Genomic DNA, 14,221 nt, shown 5'->3' on the forward strand with positions numbered 1-14,221 from the left:
CAGAGCGTAAGGGGAATATGGTATCAAGGTTTTATGGGTAGGGTGACGTAAGTGGATGACCTGAAAAACGGCCCCAATATGACGAGGAGGGCGTTCCTGGCGGCCGCGGCAGCGGTGGGCGCGGCAGCGTTTTTATACTCAAACGCGCCAGGCGTGGCGGCCGCAATTGAGAAGTCGGGTAAAAGGCTACTATGGCTGAGGGGCTCGGGGTGCGGAGGCTGCACCGCCTCCATGCTGAGCGGCGGCAACCCGGAAGTCCTCACGGCGCTGAACAAGATAAAGCTCGAGTTAGCGTATCATGACGGACTGATGGGCCAGCAGGGGGTGTTCGTGGACGGCAGCCCGGCCGGGGACTCCGGCCACAACTCGAACATAAGGCTGGACGAGCTGGTCGATGAGGGGGGTTACGTTCTGGTGGTCGAGGGCGCCATACCTAACGGCCCCGAGGGGAGTGGCAGGTATTGCATGTCCGGTGCCACACCTTTCAAGCAGATATTCATGAATGCCGCACCAGGGGCTTCGTGCATCATAGCCCTGGGCACCTGCGCCTCATACGGGGGCATCTCGCGCTCACTAAAGGTGGCGGACGCTACAGGCGTATCTTTTTCCGGCACTTCAAGGATGGAGGGGGCGATGGCGCGCTACGGGCTAAACAACAACGTTATAAACGTCCCCGGATGCCCGCCGAACCCGGACTGGCTGCTGTTAACCCTTGCCGACGTGCTCTCGGGCGCCGACGTTGAGGTGGACGCGTACGGGAGGCCTAAGGCGTTTTTCGGCTCGGCGGTTCACGAGTCGTGCCCCAGGAGGGGGGCGTTCGACCGCGCCTTGAGGGACGATGGGTTCTCGGAGGGCAATTGCTTATACAATCTAGGGTGTAAAGGCACGCTGGCCTTCGCGGACTGCCCTACCAGGCGATGGAATGATGGGGGAAGCATGTGCACCCAGTCGGGAGGGCCCTGCGTCGCCTGCGTGGAGCCAAGTTTCCCGGACGCCTTCATGCCGTTCTTCAGCAAGGTGGAGAGCAGGGGCATCCTGGGAGACGTTGACGTGGATACTGGGGCTAAGATAATAATCGGCGCGACGGTGATTGGCGCTGGCATACACGCGGTCAAGAGGCTGGCCATCGGCGAGAGCGGCCGCGAGGACGAGAAGGGTGGTAAGAGATGAGGATAACATTGGACCCGTTGACCCGGCTTTCCAGCGGCCTCAGGATATCGGTCGAGCTGAAGGACGGCTTCGTCGTGAGTGCGGGCTGCTCAGGCATGGTATACAGGGGCTTAGAGCAGATGCTCTTGAATAAAAGCCCGATGGACGCCCCATACTTCACCCAGCGCATCTGCGGCATGTGTTCGTCATTCCACGCTACGGCATCGGCGAGCGCCATCGAAAGCGCCTGCGAGGCCACGGGCACCGTGCCGAAGGACGCCCTCGTAATACGCAATGTGCTGAATGGATTTGGGTGGCTGAAGAGCCATCTCGAGCACCTGTACCTGGGGTTCATGCCCGACCTCGCAGACCCCATGTATAGGGACATACTGAACTCGTCTGACCTGGGCAACCTGCTCTGGAAGGAGCTGAAGAATCGTTATGCCTCCCCGGGCGGCGAGGCCTGCTCCGACGCGCTCCGCTGTATCAGGTCCATAAGCAGGGCGGAGGGCATACTCGGAGGCCGCTCGCCAGGCTCCCCGGTAATCGTGCCCGGCGGGGTGACGTCAAGGCCGACCCGGGGCGACATCTACGTACTCAAGGATTGCGTGGAGGATATTAAAGCGATCGTACAGAAACGGCTGCTGGGCGCATTATCCATAGAGGAGTGGCTGGAGAGCACGCATGACAACGGCGGGGAGCACGCTTTCAAGTACCTGGAGAGCCTTTCCAGGGACGACCTCTCGGAGGAAAAAGGGTGGGGCGACCTGCCATTATTCATGATGTTTTGCTCCCGCATGCTGGCGAAGGACACGCTATCGCTGCCAGCTTATATAGGGCTGGACGAGCTGGGCGGGTATCCGCTTGACGATCAGCTCATCGGCTTCCTGAGCTACGGCTCTTTTTATCAGGTCAGGGACGGGTACGCCCCCGTGGAGGACAGTCAGGCGGGCTCCTTCGTGCTGCCGGCCGGGTTCACGCCTGGCGGCTTGCAAAACATTAACTCAGCCGCTGACCGCCTAGACCCAGGCCTGATCGTCGAGCACGTATACGCCTCTTTCTATGAGGATGGTGAAGGGAGGACGTCAGAGGCCCCCATGGATGAGGAGACAGTCACCGTTGAAAAGGCAGACGCCATCGGCTATGACGGCATCAAGTATAGCTTCATCAAGGCCCCCCGATATGGGCGGGTTCCCTGCGAGACCGGCCCCCTGGCCAGGCTTATCAACAGCCGTGAAAATCTAATCGTGGATACCATGCGAAAGCTCGGCGGGTATAAATCTGCAGGCTATCCCATGGCGAGCGTCTATACGCGGACGCTGGCGCGCATGCAAGAGGCGCTGCTGCTCTGCAGGATGCTTCAGGGGTGGATAGATGACGACCTGGAGGCTGGCGATGGAATTAGACGTTGCGTGCACGTCTCGCCTAAGCCCGGCAGCTCTGGCAGGGGGCTCATCGAGGCACCGAGGGGCGCCCTTGGCCACTGGCTCAGGGTGGGCGACGATGGAAGGATATCCAATTACCAGGTCGTTGCCCCGACCACATGGAACGCGTCTCCGAAGTGTGGAGAGATGAAGAGCGGCCCCATCGAGCTTGCGCTGCTCGGCTGCCAGACGACGCCCTACGGGTACGTGCCAGGCTCGGAGGCCAACCCCGTGGGCCTCTATCATGTCGTCAGGTCGTTCGACCCCTGCGTGTCGTGTGCCGTGCATGTCATAAGGGGGTGACACGATGGATAGCATGGTAGCAACCAGGCATACCACGCTAGAGCGGCTGGCGCATTACGTTAACATCGTCTCGATTTCGCTGCTCCTGGCGTCCGGATTCATCATTTACCTGGGCCTGCCCTATCTGGCCTATAGCGACGCGTACGCCATACACGTCATCTCGGCCGCCGTCTTCATATCCGTAAACTGGATAGTGATGCCGTACAGCGCCTTCGTGAACCAGGCGATTCCCGGCTATTTTTTCTGGCCGGCGGACTTCAGGCGGCTATGGGGAGTCGTCAAGAACTTTTTCACCGGCTCTGAGTACCCACAGTACACGGTTTACGACATTGGAAAGCGCAGGTTCACCAACCGTATGCACCCGGTGGGCAAGCTTTTAATTTACGTGCATTACGCGGCGCTCTTCGTGGCCACGGTCACAGGCGTGGCGCTCTACTCGACCTCGATGTCGCTGATGGGCGTAAACCTGTCCGGCCTCGTGCTAAGGATTATGGACGTCATCGCTCCCTCGTTCCACCTGTCAGGCCTGGCCCTGGCCAGGGTCCTCCATGTGGCCGCCGCCTACCTGTTCATCGCCGAGATAATCGTACACGTGGGGGTGGTGCAGCTCGACCCGCGGAAGCTCCAGCACCTCAAGTCCATGTTCATAGACGGCAAGGAAGACGTGCTGTCCGACCCCACCGCGGACATCGTGGACACCTCGGAGGGCGAGGGAGGGTACGCGGAAAAGGTGGTCATAAGGGTCAAATAGGCTCATAGCCTTGATATAAGCTCCACGTCCTCGGCCCTGTTCACGTTCAAGAAGGTGTCGAGGCCCGGGTCCACCTTCCTGATTTCATCGTCGGGGACGTAGACGACGTCCTTCAGCCTCCTCAGCGGCGCCGATATCTTTCTCTCCCCCGCTTCAATGGACTTTTTTACGGCATCGAGCATCGTCCCTCTTCTGTATACTGCGTGGAGTGGCTCTATAAGCCCTCCTTCGTGCACCGGGACTGCGGCATCATGGCCCTCTGCCACGTCGAATAACAGGCCTATTGCCGCCCCATTTATGAGAGGCATGTCACAGGCCACGACTGCCACGTATTCACCCTTCGCCCGCTTGAGGCCTGCGCGGACACCCGACAATGGACCTATTCCATGAATCTCGTCGAAGACGAACTCGCGGCCGCTTACGAAAGGCGACAGGAGACCCCTCTGGCGTTCGTCCCTGACCGATATGATGACCTCGTCTACTACGGGGCTTAGCGCTTCGACGACCCTGCATATCATGCGCTTTCCGCCAATTAGCATAAGCGATTTTTCCTCGCCCCCGAACCTGGTAGACCGCCCGCCAGCTAGAATTAAGCCAGACCTCATGAAACCCCCTAGTGCACGAAAAGGTATAGCGCCATCGACAACGCCCCTCCTGCCAGCGTTGCGAAGAAGTTGACCCCTTCGTTCGTCAACAGCCTTTTCCGCTGGAGCGTCGCCCCCAGGACGCTGTCCACGTTGGTCCCGACGAAGCCGCCCAGCATGGTTAAAATGATCGTGGCTGCAGCATCCGGCCCGGCCACGCCCATGGGTATGGCCACCAATGCGATGGCAGCCGCTCCGAACAGCGCGGCCGCCTCTCCCAGCACTGAGACTGCACCGTCGGTGCCAGCGCTCACCCTCTTCAGCGTGGTGATCATCCTGGGCTGGCCCCTGTAAGTGGACCCGATCTCGCTGGCCAGCGTGTCAGCTGTGGCAGTGGCCATCGCGCCCAGGTATCCGATGATGAACGCTGCTCGATCCACTTCTCCCAGGAGAGGCGCCTTGAAGTCCCCAATGGCGCCATAGGCGACCACGAGCACGAGGGGAACCAGGCAGTTGCCGAACACGTTCCTGTAGCCGCGGGAGCCCTCCTTGGGCTGGGCCGCTCCGACGGCCAGCTTATAGGCGTATTTGTACTTGGTGAATATGGTGCCCATGAAGAAGAACACGAGCAGGAGGACGAACCAGCCGATGCCGCCGAACAGTATCATCAAAAGCCCGGAGAGCACGCCGGCAAGCGCCCCCGAGAGGTCCGCCGCTGCCAGCTTGTACGAGGCCATGCCTATTATCAATGGAAAGGTGACCGCGATGACGATCTCCGCCGCCCCGGGAACGCGGGGGTAGGAGAAAGAGGAGAAGAGCCACATCGTCATGCCCGCCCCCAGCGGTATGGCGATGTTCTCCTCGTCCACGATAGTATACAATAACGCGCCCGTGACCGTGCCAATGACCGCCAGGAAGAACATCAGGTCGAGGGAAGCCGTGCCCATGCCCATGTTAACCATGGCCCAGCCGCCGAAGATGAAGCCGAACAGCGTTCCCAGTATTAGCAGGGTAACGCTCCAGAAGAGCGCCCTGTTCCTTGACACGAGCAGGTTGACGAGCGCTGCGGCCCCCTCGCCGAACGCCACAACCCCTATAGTGGCCGCGAGCACGTAGACCGGGAAGTCGAGCGTCACCACCAGGATGGCCAGCATGAGGATGGCAAAGCTGAACTTGAGCGGCCCAATGAGGACGCCGGCCTCCTTATCCCTCTCCGAGGCGAGCGCCCTGAAGATGAGCGAGTCCTTAGGGATATAGACTATTACGATGACGCCGAGAAGCACTCCGAGGACGATGACCCATTTAGGCACGAAGGGGAAGAGTAGCGCCAGCAGGCCGAGCGATATGTACGCGGACTGCCTCTTAAGCTCGGCGTCGAGCGTGGAAGCCTTAGAAAGCCCCAGGTACATAGAGTCTTTATATTCTGCCAATACGCAAAATACTTTACCCTATAGTGAATTAATAAGTACGATGCTCATCCGGCAGCTGGCATACAGGATATATGAACGGTCTCTGGCGAGGGGGATAAAGCAAAGCGCTGTGCCCCGCTGTATAGCCCTGGTCATATCTGACAGCGACCTGATAGACAGCGCTTCCCTCGATAAGCTTCAGCATTTTATCCAGTGGTGCGCGGAGCTCGGCATCCGCGAGGCATCAGTATACGTCAGCGTGACCGATCATGCGTCCATATCGAAGCTGGCCGATTGTATCCACCGCACGCTTAAGGATGCCGGGTTCCCTGGCAAAGTGGTATCCCGGGGGCTGATTGCGGACCTGAAAGGGGACAAGCCATGCACTGTGAACGTGTCCATCGGATACGGCGGCAAGCACGAGCTGACCAACGCTCTCAGGGAGATAATGGAAGAGGTGCGCGCCAATAAGGTAGACGTTGAGGACATTGACGGGCGGGCCATCGAGTCTCACCTGATGTTCAAGTGCGAGCCCGATCTTTTTATTAGGACTGGCGAGGCAAGGCTAACCGACTTTTTGATCTGGCAGGCGGTGTACTCTGAGCTATACTTCACGGACGTGAACTGGGAAGAGTTCAGGAAGATCGACCTCATGAGGGCCGTCCGGGATTACCAGTACAGGCAGCGCAGGTATGGGTCCTGAATGATAGCTGAAGCCGACATCAAGTTCCCGGACATCCCCTTCGGAAAGACCGCCCTGCTAATCGTCATAGGCATGGCCGTCTACCTGGGCTATCTTTACATGGTGGGCTTCGACAGCGTCAAGGAAGTGCTCCTGCACGCGGACTACAGGTACATCGGCCTCGCCATGCTGGTCGCCCTCACGGGCAACGGCTTCCATACGGCGGGCTGGTGGGTATACCTGAAAAGCAAGGATTACAGGATACCCATCATCAAGGCATACCAGATGTACCTTGCGTCCATATTCTTCGTGAACCTCCTGCCCACGATGGCCGTGAGCGGCGAGGTCTCCAAGATCTACTTCGTCCAGAAGAGCACGCCGGGGAGCCGTTTCGATAAGACCCTGGCGACGTGCGTCATCAGCCGCGTGCTCGAGATCATCCCGATAGCAATAGGGGCCGCCATAGGCGTGCTCTACCTTGCTTTTTTCTATGGCATGCCCATCTGGGCGACCGCCTTCTGCCTTTTCGCGGCGGGTGTTATGGCGGCCCTGGCCGCCGGAGGCCTCATGGTAGCTATGGATAATATCCTGCTCCGCAGGCTTTCCGCATCAGGGTTCAGGCTGGTCGGGCGGCTCTTGAAAAGGGACTTCGCCCCATTCGCGCAGCACGTCGACGTCATATTGACCCAGTTCGACGCCAGCCTCAAGGACATCACCGGCAACAGGCTGCTAGTCGCATGCTCAATCATATTGATATTCACTGCCTGGTGCTTCGACGTGTCCATCGCCTACATAGCCTTCCTTGCCATAGGCCAGCCCGTGGCGCCAGTCCTGGTGGTCACCGTGTTCTCTGTCATGGTAATCCTGCAGATGCTCCCGATATTCCTGCCCGGCGGCATCGGCGTGGTCGACATCGTCATGACCACCCTGTACATGACTGTGGGAATCCCCATGGAATCGGCGGCCGGGGCCACCATCATGGTGCGCTTCGTCACGCTGTGGTTCCTCACCACTGTCGGGGGCCTCGCCACGCTCTACCTGGTGAAGGCGCATGGGAAAAACGATGGCAAATTATGATAAAGAAATTGAATATTTTACCTGACAAGCGTATGCGGCCAAATAAATACTGACAGATATTATATACTCGTAGCCCAATTCTTATTTATGAACGATTATGTGCCGGTAAAGGTGAAGGGCGTCTATTTTGTGAGCACGATTACCGGGCCCCAGGCTGTGGTGTTCATTTCGGCGGACAACGACAGGGTGGTGCCAATCTACATAGGCCTCGCCGAGGCCATATCCATCGACGTCGCCCTACGTAAAGAGACGATGCCGCGGCCGATGACCCACGACCTCATGAAGGCCATCATGGATAACTTTAACATCGAGGTGAACAGGATTATCATCGACGACCTTGATGAGCAGGTCTTTTATGCCAGGCTCATGCTGAAGGACACCAGCCGTGAGGTCGAGGTCGATGCCCGGCCGAGCGATTGTATCGCCCTTGCCGTCCGTACTAACGCCAGCATCTTCATCGCCCCGGAGATCCTTGATAAGGCCGCCGTGAGCCGCCAGGACCTGGAAGCCGCCGGTAACATCGAGGAGCTTTTCGAGTGACCATCCAGGAATGATAACAAGGATGGCTTAGCGCCTAATTTTTTTATGGGATTAGCGGTAAAATCGATAATGATGAATGGCTTAAAGCTGGGCTTCTCGACGCTCTCCATATTCATGAAGCCGCCCGAGACCTGGGCGAAAATTGCTTTAGGCGATAACTTTAACGCGATAGAGATACTATGCGAAGGCCCCATGTGGCCCAGGCGAAAGGCATGGAAGGGGTGCATCGAAGCAGACGGCCTCGAGGTATACCTGCACTCGCCGACGATAGACCTTAACCCGGCGAGCGTCAACGAGGGGATACGGGATGAGACGCTCAGGCAGCTTAAGGAGACGATTGACATGGCGGCGGGCCTGGGGGCAAAATACGTGACGACGCACCCCGGCGTAATTCACAAGCCAATCCCCAGGATATGGGATATGTGCCTGGAGTTCGCCACCCAGGTCCTCGGCGAGGCGGCAGACTATGCGAAGGCGTGCGGCGTCACCCTCTCGATCGAGAACATGCCCAACCGGAGAACGTACCTTTGCACCAGCCCGGAAGGCCTCGAAAAGCTCCGGAAGGCGTGTGGCTGCGGCGTCACCATCGACGTCGGGCACGCCATCACATGCCCTGACCCCTCCTCATTCTTAAAGCTGCCCGGCATATCATACTTACACGTCAACGACAACGATGGCGACAGGGACGCCCACCTCTGCCCGGGAGACGGCATACTGGACCTGAGCCTGCTAAGGCTCCACGACCGCATGATAATCGAGCTCAACGATTATGGCGAAGTCCTCCGGGCGCGGGACGTCATCCTCCGCTCGGTATAGGCGACAGCCGAATATGGATTAAGTACACGTATGAGAAAATATATGACCAGGGACACTAAACAATGTGAATATCTGGTAACCCTATGACCGAGGTAATAGTCCACGATCCAGGCCTGTGCACCGGCTGCAGGCAGTGCATGACGGCCTGTTCTTTCAGGAATTATAAGACCTATAACTACGACCTATCGCTGTGTAAGGTGCTCGATAAGAATGGGGAGTTTGTCAGGGTACACTGCCAGCATTGCGCCGACCCGATGTGTATGGCAGCCTGTCCCGTGGGCGCCATCACCAAGAACGAGGAGACCGGCTTCGTGACGATAGACAAGATGCTGTGCATAGGCTGTAAGGCATGCATGTGGGCGTGCCCCATCTCAATACCTCAGATGCAGAGGGGCTTGAAGGCCATGGCCAAGTGTGACATGTGCTGCGGGGACCCCGAGTGCATCATGGTGTGCTCTGCTAAGGCTATAAAGCTCATGGCCAGGGAGGAGGGCAGGGAGCTCGTGAGGAGGCTGAGGAAATGAAGGAGCTATACCCCTGGCGGCGCCAGGTCAAGATACCTCTTCCTTCTTCAGTGAAGCCTCAGCTTATCAGGCACTTCTCCATCGGGCTGCTCTACCCGGTGACTGAGGAGCTTATGGAGGCCAGGAGAAAGGCGGGGCTGGACCCCGTGCCGCCAACCGCGCACAGGTACCACGAGGCGGTCGAGGACATACAGAAGATAGTCAGGGCCATGGGAATCGACAGGAAGATGGGCCTGGACCTGGAAAAGATGGAGTATAAGTTTAAATGACCAATCAAACATCAAGCAATGCGGGCTTAAAGCCGAAGTATTCGCACTTCCTGGGCTGCGTCATGCCCACGAAGATGCCGTGGGCGGAGTCGGCCATCATGAAAACGCTGCCAAAGCTGGGCGTTGACCTTGAGTACCTTACGAAGTCCACCTGCTGCCCGAGGGCGGGCGTGTGGATATCGGTCGATAAGCGGGTCTGGCTCACGCTGGCCTCTTACAATTTACTTCAGGCAGAGGAGGCGGGCCGCGACGTCCTGGTCTCATGCAACGGCTGCTACGTGACGCTTTACGAGGCCAACAAGGTCCTGAATGAAGACCGTGAGGCGCTGGCCATGGTGAACGGGTATCTCGCAGCGGCGGGCAAGCACTTCGACGCCAACATCCGGGTCAGGCACCTGCTCGAAGTATTATACGAGGACGTCGGGATAGGGCGCATCAGGAAGGAGGCCAGGAAGCTCCACATCAGGGTCGCCATACACCCGGGTTGCCACATGCGAATCTTCCAGGACGGCCATCTCGTAAGATACTTCTCGGAGCTGGCCGAAGCCCTGGTAGACGAGGTGGTGCCCTACGGCCTGGAGCGGATGTGCTGCGGCCTGCAGGCAAACCTCGCCGACAGGGAATTCGCCACGTACGACAGGGCCAAGCGGAAGTTCGACGCCATCAAGGCCCAAAACGTGGACGCCCTGGTGCTCGTATGCTCGGGCTGCTATGACCAGTTCGAGAGGGCGGCCACCACCCTGAGGAAGAAGGATGGATACGACTTCGACGTTCCCGTAATACACCTGGCCGAGCTTCTCGCCGTCTCATACGGCTTGAAGCCGGACGACTTCGGCATGCGATACATGCGCACGGCGCCCGTAGACAGGCTCATCGAAAAACTGGAGAAAGCGTAAAATGAAGCCATACTTCATCATAGCGATATTCATCCTGGTGATTAGCGTCCTGGGCGCGCTGTTCTTCGCGTCCGAGGGCCTGATAATGCTGTTCCTGTTCGCAGAGCTAGCCTCCATGGTCTCCTTCTACATATTCTTCTCGGTCATAATACCGTCATTATTCCCCGAGTATCGCAACGTGGACGAGAACTTCAACTGCGGCGCTAGCGAGCTATACCTGAACCCGGAGGAGATGTACGGGCCGAAGACGCCATTCGGGGGTGTTAAAGATAAATAGGCAATCCCTCAAGCTCGATTTTCGGGAATTGGCGCCAGAAGCCATACCAGGGGAGGCGACCGCCCTCCTGGATAAGGGGGGAAGGATGATCTACGCCTCGGCGGTGGACATGGGAGTCCAGGGCATCCAGATAAACTACTACTTCTGCTTCGACCACCAGGAGCCTTACAGGCACACGATACTGAGGGCTTACCTGGACAGGGAGAACCCTGTAGTCCAGTCGATCACTCCGATTACTAGCCAGGCAGACTGGTCGGAGCGGGAGCTCATCGAGTTTCTAGGGGTGAGGGTGGAAGGCCACCCGAACCCGACACACCTCTGGCTTCCCTTGAACTGGGAGGACATGTACCTCGGCGGCAGGCCCGAGGCCGACCACGAGACCGAGCGCATCAACGCCTCCCCGCCAGTTAAGCTTCCGAAGGAGAACATCGTCACGCTCCCAATGTCTGCCATACCATACGGCCCCTACCACCCGGCGTTCATAGAGAGCAACTACCTGAAGATGTCCGTGGAAGACGAGGTGGTGAAAAAGGCGGACCTTAAGCTCGGGTTCAACCATCGTAGCGTTATCAAGCTCATGGAGAGGCGCGACTACTATAAGGACATCTTCTTATCCGAGCGCATCTGCGGGCTGTGCAACTCGCACCACGTCCTGACGTTCGTCAAGGCGGTGGAGGACCTGGCCGGCGTTGAAGCGCCCCCGAAGGCGCAGCTCGCCAGGACGCTGCTCTGCGAGATGGAGCGTATCCAGAGCCACCTGATGGCCATAGGCCTCATAGGGGACCTAACGGGATTCCGCACCATGCTGATGCACTCATTGAGGGTCAGGGAGGACATGCAGGACGGCCTCGAGGCCATATCCGGGCAGCGGGTCACCCACGGGCTGATAACCATAGGCGGCATACGAAGGGATATAACCGCCAGCCAGGCGGACTTCGTGCTCTCAAAGCTAAAGGCCATGAAGAAGTCGGTGCCCGAGCTATTCGACCAGTGCCTTTCCAACGACGTCCTCGTAGGGCGGCTCAAGGACGTGGGAGTCCTCACCAGGGAAAATGCGATAAAGCTTGGCGCGATAGGCCCGACCGCCAGGGCCAGCGGCCACAGGATAGACGTGCGCAAGAACTCGCCATACGCCGCCTACGAGGAGGTGGACTGGGACATCGTCTCCGAGAAGTCGGGCGATAGCCTGGCACGGCTGAAGGTCAAGATGGGGGAGGTGCTCATGTCTATGCACATATGCGAGCAGTGCTGCGACAGGATTAAGGCTTTGTCCGGCCCCATCCTGGCGAAAGTGAAGGAGATGCCCTGCGCCGAGGCGGTGGCGAAGACCGAGCCGCCACGCGGCGAACTCTTATACCACGTGGCCTCGAATGGCACGAACACGCCGGACTTCGTCCGGATAAGGGTTCCCACGTTCCTGAACGCCCACATCATGCTCAGGCTGATACAGGGCGGCTGGGTGGGCGACGTGCCCGCCATCATTGGCAGCATCGACCCGTGCTTCTCATGCACCGACCGGGTCACGATTATCAAGAAAGATGAGCAGAGCGTCGTCGACGTTCGGACGCTGGGAGGTAGGCGATGTTCGACGCCGCCTGGCTGAACCCGATCATAGCCTTTATAATAGGCATCCTGCTATCCTTTAAGCTGCGCAAGGTCTTTGCCCGCGTGCAGCTACGCCGGGGCCCGCTCATCTGGCTTCCTTCAAGGTGGCACGATATTAACAGGAGCAAGGTGCTGCAGCCTCTATACGATATCTTGAAGCTGTTCAGCAAGCAGACCATCATACCCCATACTGCCACCCCGCTGTTCATAGCAGGGCCCTTTTTAGCGCTGGCGTGTGCCATCTGCGCGGCGTTGTTCGTGCCAGTCGCCGGCGTGGCCATCGATTACCCCTTCAGCCTCGTCATATTGTTCTACCTCCTCCTGTTCGAGCTATTATTCATCATCGTAGGGGGCATATCGAGCGCCTCCCTGTTCGCAGCCATGGGGGGCGTCCGTGAAATCGAGCTGATGCTCTCGAACGAGATACCTTTCATAATAGGCACTTTCGCCCTGGCCATCACGTATAATACCCTCTCAATAAGAGAGATGATGGGCTTCAACATAATCGTAAACCCCATGGCCGCGCTTGCTGTCATGCTCGCCATACTGGTGAAGCTTCACCTGAAGCCCTTTGACATACCCGAGGCGGACTCGGAGATAGTGGGCGGCCTCACGACGGAGTATAGCGGGAAGCTGCTCGGCGTGCTTGAGACCACTAAGGTCATCATGGTCTTCGTCCTATGCGCCCTGTTCGCCGACCTGTTCCTGTGGGTCCCCTCGTCGGGCATATACGCCTGGGCAATATTTATAGCGGGCCTGGTCGCCACTGGGCTTACCCTGGCCTTCGTGAACTCGCTGTTCGCCCGCTTCAGGATAGACCAGGCGACGAGGTGGCTTTTCAAGTTTTCCACGCTCATATCGCTGCTGGCCCTGGGATGGGCTATCATGGGGGCGTATATATGCTAGAGAAGCTGAAGGCATCTGGCGAGCTCATCGCCAATTTCTTCAAAAGGCCGGTGACCGTGAAGGAGAGCTTCGGCTTCGTGGCAGAGGCCTTCCGGTGGCTGCCCAGGCGTAACGATGACCTTTGCACGGGGTGCGGGGCGTGCGTGGAGAGGTGCTCCAGCGGGGCCACAAGCATCACGGATAGAGGCGATACGAGGGTCGTGTCAATAGACGGGCTTCGCTGCATCTTCTGCGGCCGCTGCGCCGAGGTGTGCCCGGAAAAGGCCCTTGAATTGACGCTGGAGGATGCGCCCCCGGCCCAGGGCTCAGACCCCACGGCGAGGGTGAGCCTTTCCAGGGGCGCGGAGGAGCCGAGGCCGACGGTGGACACCGTGCTGAAGCTCCAGAGGTGTAGCGTGTGTGGCGAGGTCATGCCGGTCACCGAGAAGTACCTCGACGCCATAAAAGAGAGAACGCTGAGGAACCTGAAGCCGGAGACCGCCGCCATAGTGGAGAAGGACATGGAGCGCTACTTGAAGACGTGTATAAACTGCAGGCGCGTGCATAGCCTGGAGTGGGATACCCATCCGAGGAAGTTCATATGAGACTGGGAAGCCCGATAAAAAAGTCTCCGTGGATTTACCACGCCCACGCTGGGGGTTGTGTCGGCTGTGACATCGAGCTGCTGGCCTGTATGGGCCCCAGGTATGACCTGGAGAGGCTGGGGGTCAAGTGGGTGGCTTCGCCCAGGTACGCTGACATATTACTGGTGACGGGCCCGGTCCCCCTCCACACGAAGCCCTTCCTGGAGCGCGTGTACGCCCAGACTCCCGAGCCTAAGCGTGTCATAGCCATGGGCTCGTGCGGCACCTCCTGTGGCGTATTCATCGATGACGAGAACTACTCCATAGCGGGCCCTGTAGAGAACATCATCCCCGTTGACGTGAAGATTCCTGGCTGCCCGCCCAAGCCCGAGGCCATCGTCGATGGCATAATAAAGGTGATGAGAAAATTCTAATAGCTTAGCCGA

Annotated in this window: 17 protein-coding genes; 15 read left to right on the top strand and 2 right to left on the bottom strand. The window is 58.6% G+C overall.

Annotation, left to right across the window (positions count from 1 at the left end):
• Positions 1–51 precede the first annotated feature (51 nt).
• Genes MTC_RS02350 through MTC_RS02360 form a run of 3 tightly spaced genes read left to right on the top strand, consistent with a single transcriptional unit; the run spans position 52 to position 3,627 of the window.
• Entirely contained in the window at positions 52–1,170 is a 1,119-nt protein-coding gene (locus tag MTC_RS02350; RefSeq protein ID WP_014405074.1) for a hydrogenase small subunit, read from the top strand.
• Entirely contained in the window at positions 1,167–2,876 is a 1,710-nt protein-coding gene (locus tag MTC_RS02355) for a nickel-dependent hydrogenase large subunit (protein ID WP_014405075.1), read from the top strand. Before MTC_RS02350 ends, MTC_RS02355 begins: the two co-directional genes overlap by 4 nt.
• 4 nt (positions 2,877–2,880) lie before the next feature.
• Positions 2,881–3,627: a cytochrome b/b6 domain-containing protein gene (locus MTC_RS02360; protein ID WP_014405076.1), complete on the top strand. Its 747-nt coding sequence runs from the start codon at positions 2,881–2,883 to the stop codon at positions 3,625–3,627.
• Positions 3,628–3,629: 2 nt separating this feature from the next.
• Here the strand turns inward: MTC_RS02360 and MTC_RS02365 are convergent, their stop codons facing one another.
• Together MTC_RS02365 and MTC_RS02370 are read right to left on the bottom strand one after the other, a co-directional pair.
• The gene (locus MTC_RS02365) at positions 3,630–4,232 is read right to left on the bottom strand and encodes a molybdenum cofactor guanylyltransferase (protein WP_014405077.1); all 603 of its coding nucleotides are present in this window, start codon (positions 4,230–4,232) and stop codon (positions 3,630–3,632) included.
• A gap of 8 nt (positions 4,233–4,240) precedes the next feature.
• A complete protein-coding gene (locus tag MTC_RS02370) occupies positions 4,241–5,641 on the bottom strand; it encodes a DUF92 domain-containing protein (protein WP_237705948.1) in 1,401 nt (466 codons plus the stop codon).
• A gap of 40 nt (positions 5,642–5,681) precedes the next feature.
• On the opposite strand from MTC_RS02370, the gene MTC_RS02375 reads away from it, so the two are divergent.
• From MTC_RS02375 to MTC_RS02430, 12 genes are all read left to right on the top strand, one after another.
• Positions 5,682–6,323 (top strand): undecaprenyl diphosphate synthase family protein, encoded by a 642-nt coding sequence (locus MTC_RS02375; protein ID WP_014405079.1) that lies wholly within the window; start codon positions 5,682–5,684, stop codon positions 6,321–6,323.
• On the top strand, positions 6,324–7,379 hold the full coding sequence (locus MTC_RS02380; protein ID WP_014405080.1) for a lysylphosphatidylglycerol synthase transmembrane domain-containing protein: 1,056 nt from the start codon (positions 6,324–6,326) through the stop codon (positions 7,377–7,379).
• 87 nt (positions 7,380–7,466) lie between these two features.
• On the top strand, positions 7,467–7,919 hold the full coding sequence (locus MTC_RS02385) for a bifunctional nuclease family protein (RefSeq protein ID WP_014405081.1): 453 nt from the start codon (positions 7,467–7,469) through the stop codon (positions 7,917–7,919).
• Positions 7,920–7,988: 69 nt separating this feature from the next.
• Complete coding sequence (locus tag MTC_RS02390) at positions 7,989–8,735, top strand: sugar phosphate isomerase/epimerase family protein (protein WP_143767039.1); 747 nt, start codon at positions 7,989–7,991, stop codon at positions 8,733–8,735.
• An 83-nt stretch (positions 8,736–8,818) separates the two neighbouring features.
• Positions 8,819–9,259, top strand: a complete 441-nt coding sequence (locus MTC_RS02395) for a 4Fe-4S dicluster domain-containing protein (RefSeq protein ID WP_014405083.1) — start codon at positions 8,819–8,821, stop codon at positions 9,257–9,259.
• Positions 9,256–9,528, top strand: coding sequence for a hypothetical protein (locus MTC_RS02400; protein ID WP_014405084.1), 273 nt, complete (start codon positions 9,256–9,258; stop codon positions 9,526–9,528). Before MTC_RS02395 ends, MTC_RS02400 begins: the two co-directional genes overlap by 4 nt.
• Positions 9,525–10,424: a CoB--CoM heterodisulfide reductase iron-sulfur subunit B family protein gene (locus MTC_RS02405; protein ID WP_014405085.1), complete on the top strand. Its 900-nt coding sequence runs from the start codon at positions 9,525–9,527 to the stop codon at positions 10,422–10,424. Before MTC_RS02400 ends, MTC_RS02405 begins: the two co-directional genes overlap by 4 nt.
• A gap of 1 nt (position 10,425) precedes the next feature.
• Entirely contained in the window at positions 10,426–10,701 is a 276-nt protein-coding gene (locus tag MTC_RS02410) for a hypothetical protein (protein WP_014405086.1), read from the top strand.
• Positions 10,685–12,304 carry a hydrogenase large subunit gene (locus tag MTC_RS02415; RefSeq protein ID WP_237705949.1) on the top strand — a complete coding sequence of 540 codons (1,620 nt, stop codon included), beginning with the start codon at positions 10,685–10,687 and terminating at the stop codon, positions 12,302–12,304. The genes MTC_RS02410 and MTC_RS02415 overlap by 17 nt, the downstream gene beginning before the upstream one ends.
• On the top strand, positions 12,283–13,212 hold the full coding sequence (locus MTC_RS02420; protein ID WP_014405088.1) for a respiratory chain complex I subunit 1 family protein: 930 nt from the start codon (positions 12,283–12,285) through the stop codon (positions 13,210–13,212). The genes MTC_RS02415 and MTC_RS02420 overlap by 22 nt, the downstream gene beginning before the upstream one ends.
• Complete coding sequence (locus MTC_RS02425) at positions 13,206–13,796, top strand: 4Fe-4S dicluster domain-containing protein (protein ID WP_014405089.1); 591 nt, start codon at positions 13,206–13,208, stop codon at positions 13,794–13,796. Before MTC_RS02420 ends, MTC_RS02425 begins: the two co-directional genes overlap by 7 nt.
• Positions 13,793–14,209: an NADH-quinone oxidoreductase subunit B family protein gene (locus tag MTC_RS02430; RefSeq protein ID WP_014405090.1), complete on the top strand. Its 417-nt coding sequence runs from the start codon at positions 13,793–13,795 to the stop codon at positions 14,207–14,209. The genes MTC_RS02425 and MTC_RS02430 overlap by 4 nt, the downstream gene beginning before the upstream one ends.
• Positions 14,210–14,221: the final 12 nt, after the last annotated feature.

This window comes from Methanocella conradii HZ254 (assembly GCF_000251105.1).
GTDB classification, from domain to species: domain Archaea; phylum Halobacteriota; class Methanocellia; order Methanocellales; family Methanocellaceae; genus Methanocella; species Methanocella conradii.

What these genes read in the sequence shown, in the direction of transcription:
- MTC_RS02355 (WP_014405075.1), top strand. Translation starts at nt 1,167, where the DNA reads ATGAGGATAACATTGGACCCGTTGACCCGGCTTTCCAGCGGCCTCAGG.
- MTC_RS02360 (WP_014405076.1), top strand. Translation starts at nt 2,881, where the DNA reads ATGGATAGCATGGTAGCAACCAGGCATACCACGCTAGAGCGGCTGGCG.
- MTC_RS02365 (WP_014405077.1), bottom strand. Translation starts at nt 4,232, where the DNA reads ATGAGGTCTGGCTTAATTCTAGCTGGCGGGCGGTCTACCAGGTTCGGG.
- MTC_RS02375 (WP_014405079.1), top strand. Translation starts at nt 5,682, where the DNA reads ATGCTCATCCGGCAGCTGGCATACAGGATATATGAACGGTCTCTGGCG.
- MTC_RS02380 (WP_014405080.1), top strand. Translation starts at nt 6,324, where the DNA reads ATGATAGCTGAAGCCGACATCAAGTTCCCGGACATCCCCTTCGGAAAG.
- MTC_RS02385 (WP_014405081.1), top strand. Translation starts at nt 7,467, where the DNA reads ATGAACGATTATGTGCCGGTAAAGGTGAAGGGCGTCTATTTTGTGAGC.
- MTC_RS02390 (WP_143767039.1), top strand. Translation starts at nt 7,989, where the DNA reads ATGATGAATGGCTTAAAGCTGGGCTTCTCGACGCTCTCCATATTCATG.
- MTC_RS02395 (WP_014405083.1), top strand. Translation starts at nt 8,819, where the DNA reads ATGACCGAGGTAATAGTCCACGATCCAGGCCTGTGCACCGGCTGCAGG.
- MTC_RS02400 (WP_014405084.1), top strand. Translation starts at nt 9,256, where the DNA reads ATGAAGGAGCTATACCCCTGGCGGCGCCAGGTCAAGATACCTCTTCCT.
- MTC_RS02405 (WP_014405085.1), top strand. Translation starts at nt 9,525, where the DNA reads ATGACCAATCAAACATCAAGCAATGCGGGCTTAAAGCCGAAGTATTCG.
- MTC_RS02410 (WP_014405086.1), top strand. Translation starts at nt 10,426, where the DNA reads ATGAAGCCATACTTCATCATAGCGATATTCATCCTGGTGATTAGCGTC.
- MTC_RS02420 (WP_014405088.1), top strand. Translation starts at nt 12,283, where the DNA reads ATGTTCGACGCCGCCTGGCTGAACCCGATCATAGCCTTTATAATAGGC.
- MTC_RS02425 (WP_014405089.1), top strand. Translation starts at nt 13,206, where the DNA reads ATGCTAGAGAAGCTGAAGGCATCTGGCGAGCTCATCGCCAATTTCTTC.
- MTC_RS02430 (WP_014405090.1), top strand. Translation starts at nt 13,793, where the DNA reads ATGAGACTGGGAAGCCCGATAAAAAAGTCTCCGTGGATTTACCACGCC.